At 66.4% G+C, this 19,072-nt stretch carries 13 protein-coding genes and 1 pseudogene; 6 read left to right on the forward strand and 8 right to left on the reverse strand.

The window, feature by feature from the left end; translation table 11 throughout:
* Positions 1–48: 48 nt before the first annotated feature.
* Positions 49–1,836: an acyl-CoA dehydrogenase C-terminal domain-containing protein gene (locus tag HAP47_RS37850; protein WP_173640412.1), complete on the reverse strand. Its 1,788-nt coding sequence runs from the start codon at positions 1,834–1,836 to the stop codon at positions 49–51.
* Between the two features lie 108 nt (positions 1,837–1,944).
* Entirely contained in the window at positions 1,945–2,361 is a 417-nt protein-coding gene (locus HAP47_RS37855; RefSeq protein ID WP_173640411.1) for a nuclear transport factor 2 family protein, read from the reverse strand.
* 163 nt (positions 2,362–2,524) lie between these two features.
* Here HAP47_RS37855 and HAP47_RS37860 point away from each other — a divergent pair, with 163 nt between their 5' ends.
* Positions 2,525–3,112: a PadR family transcriptional regulator gene (locus tag HAP47_RS37860; protein ID WP_173640410.1), complete on the forward strand. Its 588-nt coding sequence runs from the start codon at positions 2,525–2,527 to the stop codon at positions 3,110–3,112.
* Between the two features lie 368 nt (positions 3,113–3,480).
* Positions 3,481–7,029 (forward strand): tetratricopeptide repeat protein, encoded by a 3,549-nt coding sequence (locus HAP47_RS37865; protein WP_173640409.1) that lies wholly within the window; start codon positions 3,481–3,483, stop codon positions 7,027–7,029.
* 13 nt (positions 7,030–7,042) lie between these two features.
* Here the strand turns inward: HAP47_RS37865 and HAP47_RS37870 are convergent.
* Positions 7,043–7,805: pseudogene (locus tag HAP47_RS37870) on the reverse strand (IS5 family transposase).
* 324 nt (positions 7,806–8,129) lie between these two features.
* Between HAP47_RS37870 and HAP47_RS37875 the strand changes: the two are divergent.
* The 3 genes from HAP47_RS37875 (at position 8,130) to HAP47_RS37885 (ending at position 11,019) form a co-directional block, all read left to right on the forward strand.
* The gene (locus tag HAP47_RS37875; protein WP_173640408.1) at positions 8,130–8,990 is read left to right on the forward strand and encodes a hypothetical protein; all 861 of its coding nucleotides are present in this window, start codon (positions 8,130–8,132) and stop codon (positions 8,988–8,990) included.
* A 320-nt stretch (positions 8,991–9,310) separates the two neighbouring features.
* A complete protein-coding gene (locus HAP47_RS37880) occupies positions 9,311–10,240 on the forward strand; it encodes a sulfite exporter TauE/SafE family protein (RefSeq protein WP_097676658.1) in 930 nt (309 codons plus the stop codon).
* Positions 10,237–11,019, forward strand: a complete 783-nt coding sequence (locus HAP47_RS37885; protein ID WP_210285298.1) for a TIGR02186 family protein — start codon at positions 10,237–10,239, stop codon at positions 11,017–11,019. The genes HAP47_RS37880 and HAP47_RS37885 overlap by 4 nt, the downstream gene beginning before the upstream one ends.
* 25 nt (positions 11,020–11,044) lie before the next feature.
* On the opposite strand, the gene HAP47_RS37890 is transcribed toward HAP47_RS37885, so the two are convergent.
* The 3 genes from HAP47_RS37890 to HAP47_RS37900 are packed head-to-tail and all read right to left on the reverse strand — an operon-like array spanning position 11,045 to position 14,137.
* Entirely contained in the window at positions 11,045–12,376 is a 1,332-nt protein-coding gene (locus tag HAP47_RS37890; RefSeq protein ID WP_173640407.1) for an NRAMP family divalent metal transporter, read from the reverse strand.
* A 58-nt stretch (positions 12,377–12,434) separates the two neighbouring features.
* Positions 12,435–13,199 (reverse strand): MBL fold metallo-hydrolase, encoded by a 765-nt coding sequence (locus HAP47_RS37895; RefSeq protein WP_173640406.1) that lies wholly within the window; start codon positions 13,197–13,199, stop codon positions 12,435–12,437.
* Positions 13,196–14,137 carry a DMT family transporter gene (locus tag HAP47_RS37900; RefSeq protein WP_173640405.1) on the reverse strand — a complete coding sequence of 314 codons (942 nt, stop codon included), beginning with the start codon at positions 14,135–14,137 and terminating at the stop codon, positions 13,196–13,198. The genes HAP47_RS37895 and HAP47_RS37900 overlap by 4 nt, the downstream gene beginning before the upstream one ends.
* A gap of 98 nt (positions 14,138–14,235) precedes the next feature.
* On the opposite strand from HAP47_RS37900, the gene HAP47_RS37905 reads away from it, so the two are divergent.
* The gene (locus HAP47_RS37905; RefSeq protein WP_173640404.1) at positions 14,236–15,099 is read left to right on the forward strand and encodes a LysR family transcriptional regulator; all 864 of its coding nucleotides are present in this window, start codon (positions 14,236–14,238) and stop codon (positions 15,097–15,099) included.
* 196 nt (positions 15,100–15,295) lie between these two features.
* Here the strand turns inward: HAP47_RS37905 and pdeM are convergent, their stop codons facing one another.
* Both pdeM and HAP47_RS37915 read right to left on the reverse strand, forming a co-directional pair.
* Positions 15,296–15,967, reverse strand: coding sequence for a ligase-associated DNA damage response endonuclease PdeM (pdeM, locus tag HAP47_RS37910; protein WP_173640403.1), 672 nt, complete (start codon positions 15,965–15,967; stop codon positions 15,296–15,298).
* 146 nt (positions 15,968–16,113) lie between these two features.
* Positions 16,114–18,891 (reverse strand): ligase-associated DNA damage response DEXH box helicase, encoded by a 2,778-nt coding sequence (locus HAP47_RS37915; protein WP_173640754.1) that lies wholly within the window; start codon positions 18,889–18,891, stop codon positions 16,114–16,116.
* Positions 18,892–19,072 lie beyond the last annotated feature (181 nt).

A 19,072-nucleotide genomic window follows, 5' to 3' on the forward strand; every position in this document is an offset into this window, starting at 1 on the left:
TAATATATACGGAAGGAAGCGCCGCCGCACGGGGTGCGGCGGTAATTTTCAGAACGCTTCCGCGGCCAATTCCATCGTGGTGGCGCTGCCGCTCTGGATCCGGGCCAGATGCACGGCGGTCTCCGGCAGCAGCCGCTCCATGAAAAAGCGCCCGGTCACGAGCTTGGTGTTGAGATAGGGCGTGGTGCCTGCGGCGGCCTTGTCCTGCGCCACCTTGGCCATCTTCGCCCACATGTAGCCGAGCGCGACGAGGCCGAACAATTTCATGAAATCGGTCGCGGCAGCGCCGGCATTGTCGGGCTTGGTCAGCGCGTTCTGCATCAGCCAGCCGGTGGCCTGCTGCAGATGGCCGAGCGCCGTGGAGAGCGGAGTGATGAACGGCTTCATCGCCTCGTTGGCGCCATGCTCCTTGGCGAAGGCGGCGACCTCGCCGAAGAACGCCATCGCGGCGCGGCCGCCGTCGCGCGGCAGCTTGCGGCCGACCAGATCGAGCGCCTGGATACCGTTGGCGCCCTCATAGATCATCGCGATGCGGGCATCGCGCACGAATTGCTCCATGCCGTGCTCGGCGATATAGCCGTGGCCGCCGAACATCTGCTGCGCGGAGACCGTGTTGGCGAAGCCGGTGTCGGTCAGAACGCCCTTCAGCACCGGCGTCATCAGGCCCATGTGATCGTCGGCGGCCTGACGATCCTTCGGGTCGTTGGAGCGGTGCGCGACGTCGCTCTTCAGCGCGGTCCACACCACCATGGCGCGCGCCGCCTCGTTGAAGGCGCGGATGGTGAGCAGCGTCCGACGCACGTCGGGATGCACGATGATCGGATCGGCCGGCTTGTCAGCCGCCTTGACGCCGGTCAGCGAGCGGCCCTGCAAACGCTCGCGCGCGTAGGCGACTGCGTTCTGATAGGCGACCTCGGACTGCGCGAGGCCCTGCACGGCAACGCCGAGACGCGCTTCGTTCATCATCACGAACATGCCCTGCATGCCCTTGTTCTCTTCGCCGATCAGCCAGCCGGTGGCGTTGTCGTAATTCATCACACAGGTGGAATTGCCGTGGATGCCCATCTTGTGCTCGATCGAGCCGCAGGTGACGCCGTTGCGCTGCCCGAGCGAGCCGTCGGCATTGACCAGCACCTTGGGCACGACGAACAGCGAGACGCCCTTGATGCCGGCCGGCGCGCCTTCGATGCGCGCCAGCACGAGGTGGATGATGTTCTCAGTGAGGTCATGCTCGCCGGCGGAGATAAAGATCTTGGTGCCCGTGATTTTGAAGCTGCCGTCGGCCTGGCGCACCGCCTTGGTGCGGAGCAGACCGAGATCGGTCCCGCACTGCGGCTCGGTCAGGTTCATGGTGCCGGTCCACTCGCCGGCGACCATCTTCGGCACATAGGTCTTTTTCTGCTCGGGGGTGCCGTGCACCAGCAGCGCGGCGGTCGCGCCCATAGTCAGCCCGCCATACATCGAGAACGCCATGTTGGCGGAGATCTGGAATTCGTTGACCGCCTGCGAGAGCGTCACCGGCAGGCCCTGGCCGCCAAATTCAGTCGGCGCCGACAGGCCGAGCCAGCCGCCTTCGGCGACCTGCCTGAAGGCTTCCTTGAAGCCCTTCGGCGTGGTGACGCTGCCGTCGTCATTGCGCTTGCAGCCTTCGAGATCGCCTGTGCGATTGAGCGGCTGCAGCACTTCCTCGCTGAGCTTGGCGGCCTCGCCGAGGATCGCCTCGCGCACATCGGCCGACGCATCGGTGAAGCCGGGAAGATTGCCATAACGATCGATCTGGAAGACGTCGTTCAACAGGAAGCTGACGTCTTCGACGGGGGCTTTGTAGGTCGGCATGCTGATCTCCCGGCTGGCTCGCGGTCGCACGCGCGACCGATGCTGCGCAGCCTGTCCTTGGGTTTGTTGGAACGGACCTTATCCGGTTCGGGAGGTCCGCGGCAGGTCCTAGCGAGACTGTGATTGCGACGTTGCGCCGCTCTGCTTCATCAACTCCTCGCCCATCATCCGATGCAGCAGGTTGATCGCCTTGAGCGGACGCACCATCACCTTGAAATGCGTGATCCGGCCGTCACCGTCGAACGTGATGATGTCGACGCCGTTGAGCTTGATGCCGTCGATCTCGTTCTCGAACTCCAGCACCGCACCGGTGTCGTTGCGCCACTCGCCGAGATATCTGAAGGTCGGGCCGCCGAGCACCTTGGCGGCGCTGGTGAGATATTTGAAGGTGATGTCGCGGCCGCGCTGCGGGGTGTGCACGACCGGGCTTTCGAACACCGCATCGGGATGCAGCAGATCCCACAGAGCGGCGGTGTCGTGGGACTTCATGTAGGCGTACCACTTGTCGAGGCCCGGCTTGCTCATTCGGACGTCTCCTGCGGCGGGGGTTTAAGAAGCCTGAACATCGGCCGCGCGCGACAAGGCGGCACGCCGATCACCATATGCATATTGACGCATATGCACAGTTACGCATAAAGTCAAGCGAACTTCGGAATGGCGAACTCGGGAACTGAGATGGAGGTGGGCGTTGGCACTCGGTGACGCAATCCTCGCATGCCTCACGGAACGTCCGATGACGGGCTATGAGCTCGCCAAGACGTTCGACGCCTCGATCGGCTTCTTCTGGAAGGCCGACCATCAGCAGATCTACCGCGAACTCTCCCGGCTGCGCGACAAGGGCCACGTCCAGGGCCGCGAGGTGGTGCAATCCGGCAAGCCGAACAAGCTGGTCTACACCCTGACGGTCGAGGGCCGCGCGGCGCTGAAGCACTGGGCGGCGCGGCCGAGCGTTCCGCCTTCGATCAAGGACGACCTGCTGGTCCGGCTCTACGCACTCGACTGCGTCGACATCGAGCCGCTGCGCACCGACCTGATGGCGCGGCTGGAGCATCACCGCGACCGCTATGAGCGCTACGAGCGCCTGCTCAACAAGCGCTTTCCCGACGGCGCCGCGCCGCCCGCCGATGTCGGCAAGATGCTCAGCCTGCGTCTCGGGATGCGCCATGAGCGCGTCGTGGTGGAATGGTGCGAGGAGGCGCTCGACGCGCTGTCGGCGATGTCCGGCCATAGCAATGTGCTGCCGCTCGACGACGGCAAGCGCGAAGGCAACGGCTAGAAACCAATCTCCAACCTCCCCTTGAAAAGGAGAGGTCGCTTTGCTCGAAGAGCAAAGCGTGTGGGGATCATCTCTCTCCACACGCAGAGGTGTGTGCGGCAGACCCCCATCTCGACCTTCCCCCTTTCAGGAGGCAGGCGAAGTTTGGCGGTAACACAAGTTGCTGTCCTGATCCGGCGCAACAGGTTCCCGGAATCCCTAACTTTAAGGCGCGCCGGCCGCATTCCTTAACCCGTTATTTACCGTGACGGGAAAAAGTCAGCAGCTGAAGCAGACGACCAGCGCAGAATTCGATTGTCTCTTAACGGGAATGCGCGGGGAGGCTGCGGGCGCAGGGTGTAGCGCCGGAGTCGGGACCGGACGGAATCATGAATTCGCGCGTATCGTGGAGTGTTGAAGGCATCGATCCCTCCGTCCGCGACAGGGCCGAGGCGGCTGCGCGCCGCGCCGGCATGTCGCTGAACGACTGGCTCAACTCCACCGTCGGCGAGCCGAGCCCGCCGGATTGGCGCACGGCGCCCGAGCAACGGCAGCCGATGCCGAGCCGGGAAAGCCGCGAGGTCGCCGATATCCATCAGCGGCTCGACGCGATCACCCGCCAGATCGAACAGATTGCAAAGCCAATGTCGCGCGCCGAAGCCGTGCGCGCCGAAGTGCCGCGCGGCCAGCCCGCGGTCGCACGGCAGCTGAACGACGCGATCTCGCGCCTCGATGCGCGGCTGTCGCAGATTTCGCGACCGCAGCCGGCGCGCGAGCCGCAACCCCAGCCGATGCGTGAAGCGCAGATGCAGCGGGAGCCGCAGATGCAGGACCGGCAACTGGAGGAAAGGCTGCGCCAGGCGGAAGCGGTCGAGCGCGCCGCAGCCCAGGTCTACCGCCCCTCGCCGCCGCTCAGCCCGGCGTCGTTCGATTCCGCGATCGCGGAGATCGCCGCGCGCCAGAACGAGCTCGACGGATCAGCGCCACGGCAGATGCCGCCGCGCAACGCTCAGCCGATGCCGCAAGCGGCGCCGCCGATGGCCGCCTATGCGCCGCCGCCGGCAGCACCGGCCGGACCCGACTTCTCCTCGCTCGAGCGGCACCTGCTCAAGATCACGAGCCAGATCGAGGCGCTGCAGCGGCCCGATCATATCGAGCAATCGATCGCGGCCTTCCGCGGCGAGCTTGCCGAAATCCGCCAGGCGATCACCGAGGCGATGCCGCGCCGCGCCATCGAATCGATCGAGAACGAGATCCGTTCGCTGCATCACCGGATCGACGAGATCCGCCAGGACAGCAGCAACGGCCAGGGCCAGGTGATTACCGGCATCGAACGCGCGCTGGCGGAAATCCGCGAGGCGCTGCGCACGCTGACGCCCGCCGAGCAGCTCACCGGCTACGACGAGGCGATCCGCAATCTCGGCGCCAAGCTCGACATGATCCTGCGGGCCAACGACGATCCGTCGACGGTGCACCAGCTCGAGAGCGCGATCGCCGCGCTGCGCGCCATCGTCTCCAATGTCGCCTCCAACGACGCGCTGCTGCAGCTCTCCGGGGACGTGCATGCGCTGGCGGCGAAGGTCGACCAGCTGTCGCAGACGTCGCGCGCCGAGTCCCACGTCGATGCCTTCGCCGGGATCGAGCAGCGCATCGCCGCATTGGCCTCGACGCTGGAAACCCGCGAGCGGCCGGTCGCTGGCTACGACAATACCGACGCCATCGAAGGCGCCCTGCGCTCGCTCTCGGAGCGGATCGACCGCCTCCAGGTCGGCAATGACAGCTCGTCGGCGTTCGCCCATCTCGAGCAGCGCGTCTCCTATCTGCTCGAGCGCCTGGAGTCCGCCGACCAGCGCTCCGGCAATCTCGGCCGGGTCGAGGAAGGGCTGCATGACATCATGCGGCACCTCGAGGCGCAGCACGCCCATCTCGCCTCGCTAGCCGACGCCACCCGCAACAACATCAACACCGCCGCGCCGCAGCCGATGATGGACAGCGGCATCGTCGACCTGGTGAAGCGCGAACTGTCCGATATCCGCTTCAGCCAGTCGGAGACCGATCGCCGCACCCAGGATTCGCTGGAGACCGTTCACAACACGCTCGGTCATGTCGTCGATCGGCTGGCGATGATCGAGAACGATCTGCGCACGGTTCGCACCGCGCCGCCGGCGGCCCCCGCGCCGGCCGAACCGCGGATGGAAGCACCGCGCATGGAGATGCCGCGCGCGGCGATGCCGCAGCCGATCGCGCAGCCCCAACCTGAATCGTACAGGCCTGAATCGTACAGGCCCGAATTGCCCAATCCTGCGCTGGTGCAGGAGCACTTCATGTCCGCGCCGCGCGAATTCCATGCCGCGCAGCCGGTCGAGACCGCGCCTCCGCCGCTGCCGCCGCGCGCGATCAGCGAGATCCTGGAGCCGCATGCCGCCTCCGCGCGCGCCGCGATCGCGCCGGATCTGCCGCCGGATCATCCGCTCGAGCCGGGCACGCGCCCCTCGGGCCGCGCGTCGTCGCCGTCGGAACGGATCGCGGATTCCGAGCGCGCGATCTCTGATCTTCCCGCCGGCAAGAAGGAGCCGGTCTCGACCTCGAGCTTCATCGCCGCCGCGCGCCGCGCCGCGCAGGCCGCCGCCGCGCAGCCCGTCAACGACAAGGCCGCGCGCGCAGCGAGCAAGGCCGCCGCCAAGGCCAAGGAGAAGGCCGACAAGGCCGCGAAGGCAGCTGCCGGCAAGGCCGGCGCGCCCGCGACTGGCGCGCCGGAGGCCCAGCCTTCGACCATCACCTCCAAGATCCGCTCGCTGCTGGTCGGCGCGAGCGTGGTCGTGATCCTGCTCTCGACCGCCAAGATGGCGATGAACCTGCTCGACACCAGCTCCGCGCCGCAGACGCCGGCGATCGAGCACAGCGAGCCGGCCGCGCCCCCCGTGCAGCCGCCCGCCGAGAACTCTGTCGTCCCAGCACCGGCTGCGCCGTCCGGCACGCCCGGGCCGTCAGTGCCCGGGCCGTCGATGACCTCGCCGACTCCGCTCGGCCGCCAGTCCAACAACACGGCGGCGCCGAATACGCTCGACAGCGCGCAGGTGACGATCCCTCAGGCTCCCGCGCCCGCCGCGGCGCCAGAGCCGGCTGCGGCACCGGTCGCCGCTGCCAGCGATATCACCGGCACGATTCCGACCGCGCCGCCGCTCGGCGGCAAACTTGCCATGGTCCAAATTCCCGCGGGCGAGAAGCTGCCCGACGCGATCGGCGGTCCGGCGCTGCGCACGGCTGCGATCAAGGGCGATGCGGCCGCGGCCTACGAGGTCGGCGTCCGCTTTGCCGAGGGCAAGGGCGTGCCCGCCAATGTCGACGAGGCTGCCAAATGGTATGGCCGCGCGGCACAGGCCGGCGTGGTGCCCGCGATGTTCCGGCTCGGCACGTTCTACGAGAAGGGCCTCAGCGTGAAGCGCGATTTCGATGTGGCACGGCGCTACTACGTGCAGGCTGCAGAGCGCGGCAACGCCAAGGCGATGCATAACCTCGCGGTGCTCGACGCCGATGGCGGCGGCAAGGGTGCAGACTACAAGAGCGCCGCGCAGTGGTTCCGCAAGGCGGCCGATCGCGGCGTCGCCGACAGCCAGGTCAACCTCGGCATCCTCTATGCCCGCGGCATCGGGGTCGAACAGAACCTCGCCGAGTCCTTCAAATGGTTCAGCCTCGCGGCCGCGCAGGGCGACGCCGACGCCGGCCATAAACGCGACGATATCGCCAAGCGGCTCGACCCGCAGTCGCTGGCCGCAGCGAAGCTTGCGATCCAGACCTTTACCGCCGAGCCGCAGCCGAGCGATGCGGTCAACGTGCCGGCCCCGGCCGGCGGCTGGGACGGCGCACCGGTGCAGCCCGCGGCGGCGAGGTCCGTCAAGCCGCCGTCGAAGCGGACCGCGGCGCTGGCCGCACACTAGGTCGTGTGGACACTTACCGCATCCATAGGACGGTGGCTGCGATGGTAACGACGGCAAGGTAATTTCGGGCGGTCTTTTCGAAGCGGGTTGCGACGCGGCGGAATTGCTTGAGTTTTGAGAAGCAGCACTCCACGAGATGACGCTGGGCATAGAGATGCTTGTCGAGCGGATATTTGAGTGCCCGTGACGGATTGTTGGGGATGACGGCGAGTGCTCCCTTGGCGGCGATGGCTTGGCGCAAATGATCGGCGTCATAGGCTGTATCGGCCATGACGACCTCGGCTGGTAATCCCTCGAGCAAAGCAGCCGCTTGTGGCGCATCGCCCTTCTGACCTGCGCTCAGCGTGAACCGTACGGGACATCCCAAGCCCCGAACGGCCATGTGAATCTTGGTGCTCAGACCACCGCGCGAGCGGCCGATCGCCTGATCTTCAGACCCCCTTTTTTGGCCCCGGCAGCGTGCTGGTGGGCTCGGACGATGGTGGAATCGACGATCAGATATTCGAAGTCCGGATCATCGGACATCACCTCGAATATCCGCCACCAAACTCCCTTGAGGCTCCAACGACTGAAGCGACGGAAGACGCTGTTCCAGTCCCGAATGCTTCAGGCAGATCACGCCAGGGAGCGCCCGTACGAACGATCCAAAGCACGCCTTCCACGAACATCCGATTGTCGCGCCCGGTCGAGCCTTTCTGGTCAGGCCGACCTATAATCAGAGGCGCCATTCGTTCCCATGCCGCATCGCTCAAAACCAAACGGTCTAGCACACCCAAGACTGCCTCCCCAAAGGCAGCCTTGAATCTGATTTGCTCCTAAAAGGGAATCCCTAGAGTCCACACGACCTAGAGCATTTTCGGTTCTGATTGAATCAGAACCGAAGCTCCAGATTCTTGTTTTTGACGCATTTTCTTCACGCAAACCGGTGTCCATCCCGCATCAAGTGCGGGACAGGCTTCGCTCGAAAACGCTCTAATCGCACTCATTTGAAAGCTGCTGCGGCGCCTTGACGGCGCCGCTGTCCTATCCCTCCGCCGTTCCGCCGTGTAGACAGGCGCGAAACCCAGCGCCGACGGCGCACGCGTTCCGGAGGGTCAGGCTTGTCTGTCGACGATCGTCAGGATGATGGAACGGGCCATCGTTCGTCGCCGACCGGTCCCCGCGTCGCGCCGCGTCCGACGCCGTCGCCATATGCCGCGCCTCCCAAGCCTCGGCCTTCTCCTCGGCCTCCGCCCCCGCAAGGGCAAGGACAAGAGAACGTGGCATCGCCGCCCCGCTCGTTCCGGTTCTCGCTCTGGTCCATCATCATCTTCGTGCTGCTGGTGTCGAGCGTCGCCATTCAGGCCTACCGGGACCTGTCGAAGCCGGGTGCCTGGGACTTCTGGCGCGAGACTTATGTTGCCGCGAGCATGAGTTCGGCGGTGATTTCCGACGTCGACATCGACGGGTCGGGCCGCGGCCGGCGTGCGCTTGCGATCAACGGCAAGATCGGCTCGGCCAGCGCGAGCTGGTTCCGCGACCGGCTCAGCGAGGCGCGTCTCGCACCGGGTGATGCCGTGCTGCTGTCGTCGCAGGGCGGTGCGCTGAACCAGGCGGCGATCATAGGCGAGGTCATCCGCACACATGGGCTCGTCACCGCCGTCGCCACATCGGACGCCTCGGGCAAGCTCCGCCCCGCTGCCTGCGCCAGCGCCTGTGTGCTGGTCTTTGCCGGCGGCCAGACCCGCTATGGCATCGCGGGCTCGCGGCTCGGCGTGCATCGCTTCACGACCAGCGCACCGGTCAGCGATCCCCTCGCCGAGGCGCAACGCATCCAGGGCATGGTGTTGGGCTACATGACCAAGATGGGCGTCTCGTCCAGGATCGTGGAAGCGATGTCGCAGACCTCGGACATCCGCTGGCTGAACCCGAAGGAAGCGCTCGCGCTGAACCTGATCACCAGGCCGGTCGATCGGCCCTAAAGCATGATCCGGAAAAGTGCGGAGCGGTTTTCCGAAAGGATCATGCTCAAACAAGCCGGCACCGGCGCCATTAATCTGAATTATCAACCACGTCGGCAGCCGAGCTGCCAGTGCAGCGAAAAATGCCACCCGAGGCGGAATCTTTAGTCCCTCCCCTCGCCGATTTCGGTTATGCAAGAATGCGGCAATCGACCCGCGTTCGCCTGCTTCTTGCGCGCCGACCGGATTCGTTCAGCCGGAGAATGCCCGACCAGAACGACATCACGCCGTGATGCGGCCTTGCGCCCCAGCATGTGGCGAACCGAAAAGAAGCGACGCGCGTGCAGCTCTACCTCCCGATCGCCGACATTCCGGTCAATGTCTTCCTCATCCTGGCGATGGGCGCGGCGGTTGGATTCGTCTCCGGCATGTTCGGGATCGGCGGCGGCTTCCTGATGACGCCGCTGCTGATCTTCGTCGGCATCGCGCCCGCGGTCGCGGTTGCCTCGGTGGCGAGCCACATCGCAGCCTCCTCATTCTCCGGCGCGATCTCCTATTGGCGCCGGCGCGCGATCGACCCGCTGCTGGCGGCCGTGCTGCTGGTCGGCGGTACGCTCGGCACCGCGCTCGGGGTGTGGACCTTCACCTTCCTGCGCTCGCTCGGCCAGCTCGACCTGATGATCGCGCTGTCCTACGTCATCCTGCTGACCACGGTCGGCGGCCTGATGTTCTGGGAAGGTCTGCGCGCGATGCTGCGTTCCCGGCGCGGCGGCCCGGTCACGCTGCGCAAGCCCGGCAGCCATGGCTGGATCCACGGCCTGCCGCTAAAGCTGCGCTTCAAGCGCTCCAAGATCTACCTCTCGGTCATTCCGGTGGTCGTGGTCGGGCTCGTGATCGGCTTCATCGGCGCGGTGATGGGGATCGGCGGCGGCTTCATCCTGGTGCCGCTGATGATCTATGTGCTGCGGGTGCCGACCTCGACCGTGATCGGCACCTCGATGGTACTCACCCTCGTCACCATGGTGTTCGCGACCATGCTGCACGCGGTGACCAACCATTTGGTCGACGCCGTGCTGGCGCTAATCCTGATGATCGGCGGCGTCACCGGCGCGCAGTTCGGCGCCCGCGCCGGCCAGAAGATCCGCGGCGAGCATCTGCGCCTCTTGCTCGGCCTGCTCGTGCTCGCGGTCGGCATCCGTTTCGCCGTCGAGCTGGTGATCCGGCCGCAGGACCTGTTCAGCATTCGCGAAACCGGCGGAGCCCCGCCATGAGGCTACACACGCCGCTTGCGATCGTGGGCCTCGTCGCCGCCTGTTTGGCGGCGGTCCCGGCGCGTGCCGAGCGGCTGATCGTGTCGGTCTCCAACCACCGCGTCACGGTGACGCCGAATTATTCCGGCGGCGAGCTCGTGCTGTTCGGCTCGGTCGAGAAGGACGACAAGACGCCGTCCAACCGCGGCAATTACGATCTCGTCGTCACGGTGTCGGGCCCGCGCGCCGACATGGTGACGCGGCGCAAGGAGCGCAAATTCGGGATCTGGATCAACACCGACTCGCGCCAGTTCCTGCAGGTGCCGGGCTATCTCGCGCTGTTCTCCAATCGTCCGTTCGAGCAGATCGCCTCGCCGGAGGTGCAGCGGCGGCAGCAGCTCGGCCTCAACAACGTGCTCTTGATGCAGCGGGTCGGGCCCGACTTTGCCGACGTGGTGCCGAACGATCCGTTCCGCAGCGCCTTCGTCCGGCTGCGCTCCGAACACGGGCTGTACCGCGAGTTGACCTCTGCGGTGACGTTCCTGACACCGACTTTGTTTCGCACCGGCATTCCGCTGCCGGCGGAGGTGCCGATCGGCACCTACAATGTCGAGATCAAGCTGTTTTCCGACGGCGCGCTGGTGACCAAGACCGAGACCGCCTTCGAGATCGTCAAGGTGGGCTTCGAGCAGTTCGTCGCCACCACCGCGCGGCAGAACGGCCTGGTCTACGGCCTCGTCACCGCGTTCATGGCGCTGATGACCGGCTGGATGGCCTCGATCGTGTTCCGCAAGGATTGAGGGCTGCTCCACACATCGTGCGAAGCTACAAGGCCAAGCCCAGCCCCATCGCGATCACGCTGAGCGCCATCGCGCCGGTCGAGAGCCAGCCGAGCCGATAGAGCCACCCGCCGACAACGAAGCGTCCCATCACCTCCTTGTGGCGGGCCATGACCATCAGCAGCACCATCACGGGCACGGCGAGCACACCGTTGACGACCGCGCTCCAGTACAGCGCCGAGATCGGATCAATCGGGGTGAAGTTGAGCGCGATACCGATGCCACCCGACAGCGCCAGCACCGAATAGAACGCCATCGCCTCCTTCGGTTTGCGCGCCAGTCCGACCGGCCATCGCCGGCCCTCGCCGACCGCGTAGGCGGTCGCGCCTGCGAGCACCGGGATCGCCAGCAGGCCGGTGCCGACGATGCCGAGCGCGAAGATCACCTCGGCAAAGGGCCCGGCAATCGGGCGCAACGCCTCGGCGGCCTGCGCCGAGGTCTGGATGTCGGTCTTGCCGGCGGCGTGCAGCGTGGCCGCAGCGGTGACGATGATCGACAGCGCGATCAGATTGGAAAACGCCATGCCGGTGACCGTATCGGCGCGGATGCGGGAGAACTCGTTCCGTGCGCCCTGATGCTTGTCGATCAACGGATGCTTGGTGACGTCGACCCGCTGCTCCTCCGCCTCCTGCGAGGCCTGCCAGAAGAACAGATAGGGCGAGATGGTCGTGCCGAAGATCGCCACGATGGTGGTAAAATAATCGGAGCTCCAGGTCAGGCGCGGAACGAGCACGCCAGCCAGCGCCTGCATCCACGACACCTTGGCGAATGCCAGCGCCGCGACATAGGCGAACAAGCTGAGCGTCAGCCATTTCAGGACCGCGACGTAGCGCCAGTAGTTCATGAAGATCTGGGCGGCGACCGAGGTAACGCCGAACAGCACAACGTAGAGGACGGCCGGACCGCCGATCAGGAGCCTGGTCGCGTCCGCCATGGCCGACAGGTCGGCGGCGATGTTGACGGTATTGGCGATGAACAGCAGCGTCACCACGATGACCAGCAGCCAGCCCGGATAATGCCGGCAGACATTGCCCGCTATGCCGTGCCCGGTGACACGGCCGACCCGCGCGGAGATCTCCTGGATCGCGGTCATCAGCGGGAACGTCAGCAGCATGGTCCAGCCGATGCCGTAGCCGAGTTGCGCGCCGGCCTGGCTGTAGGTGCCGATGCCCGACGGATCGTCGTCGGAGGCGCCGGTGATCAGGCCCGGGCCGAGCGACTTCACGACGCGCTTGAGGCTGAACGGCTCGCGCCGCGGCTTCGCCGCCGGCGCATCTTGATCCTTGTCGTGTTGCGAGATGGTCTCTTGCCGCGTCATGTCCGGTTCCAGCCGTCTGACAACGGGCCGGATACCGCCAAGGTTCCTGGGATGAAACCTAGGCCTCGATGACCGTGGCGACGCCGGGCGCGAGAATGCGCAGACGGCGGCCGAAGCCGAGCGTATCGAAGCTCGCGCGCAGGTCGCTCGCGTCCTGCCGGAAATGCGCCCAGCCGTCGGTATGAACGGGCACGATGACCGCGTCCGCAAAGGCGCGCGCGGTCTCGATCGTGTCATTGGTGTCCATGGTGAGATGAAACGGGCCGCGGGTTTGCGCCGCGCCGGCGAACGGCAGCACCACGCCGCAAGCGAAGCGACGCGCGACCTCGGCAACACCGTCGAACCAGGTGGTGTCGCCGCTGACATAGACCGGACGGCCGGGCTTCGCCGGCTCCAGGACGAAGCCGACGACGTCGCCGGACAACGGCTCGATGCCCGCGGGCCCGTGCCGCGCCGGCGTCGCGGTGACGGAGAGCGTCCGGCCGCGCTTCGTCAGTGTGGTCGAGGCCCAGGGCGCAAAACCCTCGGCGTTGCCGCCGAGCCGCTTGGCACCGGCCTCCGTCGTCAGCACGCGCTTCGCGCCTTTCAGGAAATCCCGGCCGGAATGGTCGAGATTGTCGGAATGCTGGTCATGACTCAGCAGCACCGCATCGATCTCGCCGACGTCGCCCGCGCTGAGCGCGGGTCCCGTCAGCTTCTCCAGTTTCACGTGCGGCAGTTGATAGTCGCCGGGCGCATCGAAGGTCGGATCGGTGAGCAGGCGGAACCCGTCGATCTCGATCAGGGCGGTCGGGCCCCCGATCAGGGTGATGGTGATGCTCACGTTACACTCCTCTTGGGCGTAGCCGCTGTGGGGCGGGTCACCAGGTAAATGCCGAGCGCGACCGGAATGATCCCGAGCAGATCGCGAAATTCGACATGCTCGCCAAGCACGAGATAGGCGAACAGCATGCCGAGCGGCGGCATCAGGAAGTGATAGGCGCTTGCGGCGGTCGCGCCACACACTTTCAGGAGATGAAACCAGAGCAGATAGGCGAGGATCGAACCGCCCAGCACGAGGAAGGCGAAGGCTCCGGCGAGTCGCATGCTGGGCACGATGTCGCCAACGCTGGAGAGCGTGAAGGCGAACGGCATCACCGCAAGGCCGCCGGCGATGTTCTGGATGCCGTTGCCGATCCACAGGCTGCCCTTCGGCGCCAGCAGCTTGAACAGGACGGTGCCGGCGACGATCGAGGCGAGCGAAGCCAATGTGAACAGGATGCCGTGCGGACTATCGGTGCCGACCTTCATGCGATGCCAGACGATGAAGGCGACGCCGACGATGCCGAGCACGAGACCAGTTACCTTGCGAAGGGTCATGGTCTCGCCGAGGAACAGCGCCGCCAGCATGGCGGTGAAGACCGGATTGGCCGACACGATCAGCGCGCCGAGGCCGGCGGAGACCGTCTTCAGGCCGGTATAGCCAAGGCCAAGATAGAGCGCGTTGTTGGCGACGCCGAGCACGGCGAACACCGCCGCATCGCGCCAGCTGAGGTCCCATTGATCCCGGCGCAGCCGGGAGATGCCGAGGATCAGGACCCCGGCGAGCGAGAATCGCGCGGCGAGCAGGATCAGCGGCGGACAATCGGTGACGCCGATCTTGCCGGCGACGAAGGCGTAGCTCCAGAGCAGGCAGAACAGGGCGATCAGCAGCGGCAGGGTGTTGAAGCGGGCGCGGGGGACGGACATCGAGGTTGCGGCGGGCGAGCTTGCAGAGGACATGGCAAATTCTCCTTCGCCCCATGATCTAGGCCCACGCCTTGTCATTTGGAAATTAAATGATAGACTGACATTCAGTGGATTTCTGAATGGAGACTGCGATGCTCGACCTGGAGCTTTTGCGCAGTTTCGTCTCGGTGGTCGACGCCGGCGGCTTCACCCGGGCCGGAGAGCGCGTCCACCGCACGCAATCGACGGTGAGCCAGCAGATCAAGCGGCTGGAGGAGGATGTCGGCCAGGCGCTCTTGATCCGCAGCGGCAAGGACGTCACCCCGACGGAGGCCGGCGAGCGGCTGCTGACCTATGCGCGGCGGCTGCTGTCGCTCGCGGAAGAGGCCCGCGACGTGCTCTCGCGCCCCGGCAGCGAAGGCGCGATCCGGATCGGCATCACCGAGGATTTTGCGGCCTACCGGCTGACCAAGCTGCTCGCGACCTTCGCGCGCAGCCATCCGAATCTGCGGCTCGACGTGCGCTCGGGCCAGAGCCTGTTCCTGTACCGCGATCTTGAGCGCGGCGACCTCGATCTCGCGCTGATCAAGCGCGCCGCCGATGAGAAGGGCGGCATCGCGGTGTGGCCGGAACGGGTGCACTGGGTCACCAGCAAGAGCCATCCGCGCGACACGGCGACCGGCTCGGTGCCGCTGATCGGCTTCGCTTCCGGCTGCCTCTATCGCGCCCGCGCCATCCACGCGCTGGAGAGCGCCGGCCGCAACTGGCACATGGCCTACACCTCCTCCAGCCTCGCCGGCATCCAGGCTGCGGTCGCCGCGGGCCTCGGGCTCAGCATTTTGTCAGAAATGTCGATCCAGGCCGAGCATCGCGTGCTGACGGCAAAGGACGGCTTTGCGCCGATCGAGCGGACGGAAGTCGCGCTCATCGCTGCCCCCGAAGCCAGCCCCGCGACGCTGCGGCTGGCGGATCGGCTGGCTGAGTATTGCGAGAGCGTGCAGGCGAAGGCGGCATAGGCAGAGACCGCGCCGCTACTTCGGTGTCGTCCCTGCGAAAGCAGGGAACCCATAACCACAGGGATGTGTTGCTGAGGCAGGCTGTGGCCCCAGCGTCGCGCAACAACGACGATCGGTGGTTATGGGTCCCGGGTCGCGCTTCGCTTGCCCGGGACGACACCGAGAATGATGGCGGATTGGAGTGGGCTGATCACTATCAATAACACCGCGACGCCACGAACGCGTGGACGCGGTTGTCGCCGAGCACGTGTGCCATGAAACCCGGCGATCCGAAAATCCGCGCGAAAGCGGCGTCGCGGATGCTCAAGCCCCCGGTGTAGGCGCCGAAGGCCGGCATCACCGCGCGCTCGCCGTCGGAGGCGAAGCAACGGCGCTCGATCGAACGGCCGCGGGTCGGCACCCGCGCCTTGGGGTGGAGGTGGCCGGCGATCTCGCCGGCAGCGCCAGTCGGCTCATGGCGGAACACGATCGGGCCGATCGCGACCTCGGTCGCGACCACGCCGCCGAGACTGGGCGGCAGCGCCGGATCGTGGTTGCCCGAGATCCAGATCCAGTTGCGCCGCACTTGCAGCGCCGCGAGCGCCTCGCGATCCGGCTCCGACAGGCGCGCATGCGCATCGCGGTCGTGAAAGCTGTCGCCGAGCGCGATCACCTGCCGCGGATCGTGCCGCGCGATCACAGCGGCAAGCCGGCTCAACGTCGCCACCGTGTCGTAAGGCGGCAGCAGCACGCCGCGGGCAGCGAAGCTCGAGCCCTTTTCCAGATGCAGGTCGGACACCACGAGCAGGCTCCGCTCTTCCCAGAACAGCGCGCCCGAGCAATCCGCCACGAAGCCGACATCCGCGACCGTGACCCTCGAAACGCGCATGTCGTCACCGTCTCGCAAAACCTGCGCGCTTGCCGTCACGTCCTGTTCCCCAAAGTATGATCCGATCAAATCGGATCATACTCTTTTTGTTTGGTCGCGTTTTCTTCACGCGAACCGGTATCCACTTCGCTCGAAACGCTCTCGCGCTATGTCGTCGCCTCCCGCACGAGTTCCTCGGCCGCCTCGGCCAGAAGCTCGTCGGATGCTTCGCCATAAACTGACTCGCGGCCGATTTCCAGCAGCGCGGGCACGGCAAGCGGAGAAACGTGGTCGAGATCCTTGTGGGTGATTCGGCCATGGATGCGCGAAAGCATGTCGCTGAGGCGGCGGAGATCGAGCAATCCCGTGGCGGCATCGCCGCGCGCGGCACGCAGCAGCACGTGATCGGCCTGGTGCTTGCGCAGCACGTCGTAGATCAAATCGGTCGAGAACAGCACCTGGCGGCGCGACTTCTCCTCGCCGGTGAAGCGGCGCGCGATCAACCCCGAGATGATGGCGCAGTTGCGGAAGGTACGCTTCATCAGCGCGGATTCCGCAAGCCACGCTTCGAGATCGTCGCCGAGCATGTCGGGGTCGAACAGCGCGTTGAGATCGAGCTTGCCATGCCGGATCATGAAGGACAGATCTCCGACGCCCCAGACCGCGAGCGAATATTCGTTGGCGACGAAGCCGAGCGGACGGGCGCGGGCGCGCTCCAGCCGGCGCGTCAGCAGCATGCCGAGCGTCTGATGCGCGAGCCGGCCCTCGAAGGGATAGCAGACCAGATAATGGCTGCCGCCGCGCGGAAAGGTTTCCACCAGGAGTTCGCGCACCGCAGGTACCCGCGAGAATTTCCGCTGCAGCGACAGCCAGTCATGCACCTGGTCCGGCAGCGTGTTCCAGGCCCGGCTGTTGTCGAGCAGCTTGCGGACGCGTTCGGCGAGATAGGTCGAGAGCGGAAACTTGCCGCCCATATAGGACGGCACTTTTGCATCTTTATCATTGGCGCGGGAGACATAGACCTGGTCCTCGACCAAGGCCTCGTAGCGCACCACCTCACCGCCAAAGACAAAAGTGTCGCCGGGCACGAGGCCCTCGATGAAGACCTCCTCGATCTCACCGAGCATCCGGCCGCCGCGGGCGATCGCGCCGGTCGAGCCTCCGCTTTTCCCTTGCCCGCCGGCGCGCGAGCGCACCAGCCGCACCTTCAGCATGGTCTCCTCGACGATGGTGCCGACGTTGAGGCGGTAGCTCTGCCGCACCTTCGGATTGGTAACGCGCCAGCGGCCCTGCTTGTCCTGCTTGATGCGCGCGAAGCGTTCATAGGTCTTCAGCGCGTAGCCGCCGGTCGCGACGAAGTCGACCACGTCGTCAAAATCGGTTCGCGCCAGCGACGCATAAGGTGCCGCGGTCCTGACTTCATCGTAAAGCTCGTCGGACAGGAACGGCTTGCCGCAGGCGCAGCCGAGCACGTGCTGGGCCAGCACGTCGAGCGCGCCGGAGCGCAGCGGCGGCGTGTCCTGCGCATTCTCGGCGATCGCATCGATCGCGACGGCGCATTCCAGCACCTCGAACCGGTTGGCCGGCACCAGCACGGCGCGCGAGGCCTCGTCGAAGCGGTGGTTGGCGCGGCCGATCCGCTGCATCAGCCGCGACGAGCCTTTGGGCGCACCGATATTGATGACGAGATCGACATCGCCCCAGTCGACGCCGAGATCGAGCGACGAGGTGCAGACCACGCCGCGCAAGCGGCCCGCGGCCATCGCGTCCTCGACCTTGCGGCGCTGCGCGACGTCGAGCGAGCCGTGATGCAGCGCGATCGCGAGCCCGTCGTCATTCATGCGCCACAGATCCTGGAACAGCATCTCGGCCTGGCTGCGGGTGTTGACGAACACCAGCGTGGTCTTGTTGCGCTTGATCAGCTCGTAGACCTCGGGCAGCGCATGGCGCGCGCTGTGGCCGGACCACGGCAGCCGCTCCCGCGTATCGAGCATCTCGACCACGGGCGGCGCGGCGCCGCCGGCGGTGACGACGTCGGCGGACACGCTCTCACCACCCGGCTGCGGCACCAGGAAACGCGCAAGCTGCTCCGGTTCGGCCACCGTCGCCGAGAGGCCGATGGCGCGCGCCTGCGACGCGATGGTCCAGAGCCGCGCAAGGCCGAGCGACAGCAGATCGCCGCGCTTGGAGGTGACCAGCGCATGCAGCTCGTCGAGCACGATGCGCTTCAGCGAGGAGAACAGGAAAGGCGCGTCGTCGGAGGCGAGCAGCAGCGCCAGCTGCTCCGGCGTGGTGAGCAGAATATCCGGCGGATAGCGCCGCTGCCGCTGCCGCCGCGACACCGGCGTGTCGCCGGTACGGGTCTCGATCCTGATCGGCAGCCCCATCTCGGCGACCGGCGTCTCCAGATTGCGCGCGATGTCGACCGCGAGCGCCTTGAGCGGCGAGATGTAGAGGGTATGCAGCCCGCCGCTGCGGCGAACGCCGCGGCCGGTGGAGATCAGGGTGGGGCGAGATCTCGCCGATGCGGCTGCTTCTCCGCTTGCGAGGTCGGCAGGCTCCCTCCCCCTGAAAGGGGGAGGGTTGTGGTGGGGGTCAGCCGCTTGCTCCGTGCCCGCGGCTGACCCCCACCCGTCACGCTCCGTCGCGCTGTCGCGCGCCTGTCCGCGCCGACCTCCGCCTTTCAGGGGGAGGTGAGAAGAAGCATCACGGTCAAATCCTTCCCCGCTCAACTCCACCAGCGTCGGCAAGAACCCTGCCAGCGTCTTGCCCGCGCCAGTGGGCGCAATCAGCAGCGCCGAGCGCTCCTCGTGCGCCTTTGCCAGCAGCGCGAGCTGATGCTCGCGCGGCGACCAGCCGCGTGAGGCGAACCAGTCGTGAAACCGGCGCGGCAAGAGATCGGCCGTTTCCGACGGCGTGACGGAAAAGAGATCGAGCGTCGACACGCCCAAGAGGTAGGTGGTTCAGCGGGTTTCGTCGAGGGCGGACGAAAATGGCGGCAGGTGGCAGGTACCGCCAGCTCGCTCTGTGGGCCGCGAAGCGCCTGGAAGTCACCTCGCCCCGCCTGCGGGGAGAGGTCGGATCGCATCGTCAGATGCGATCCGGGTGAGGGGGTACAGGTGTCTC

The sequence above is a fragment of the Bradyrhizobium sp. 41S5 genome (assembly GCF_011516665.3).
Classification (GTDB): Bacteria; Pseudomonadota; Alphaproteobacteria; order Rhizobiales; family Xanthobacteraceae; genus Bradyrhizobium; species Bradyrhizobium quebecense.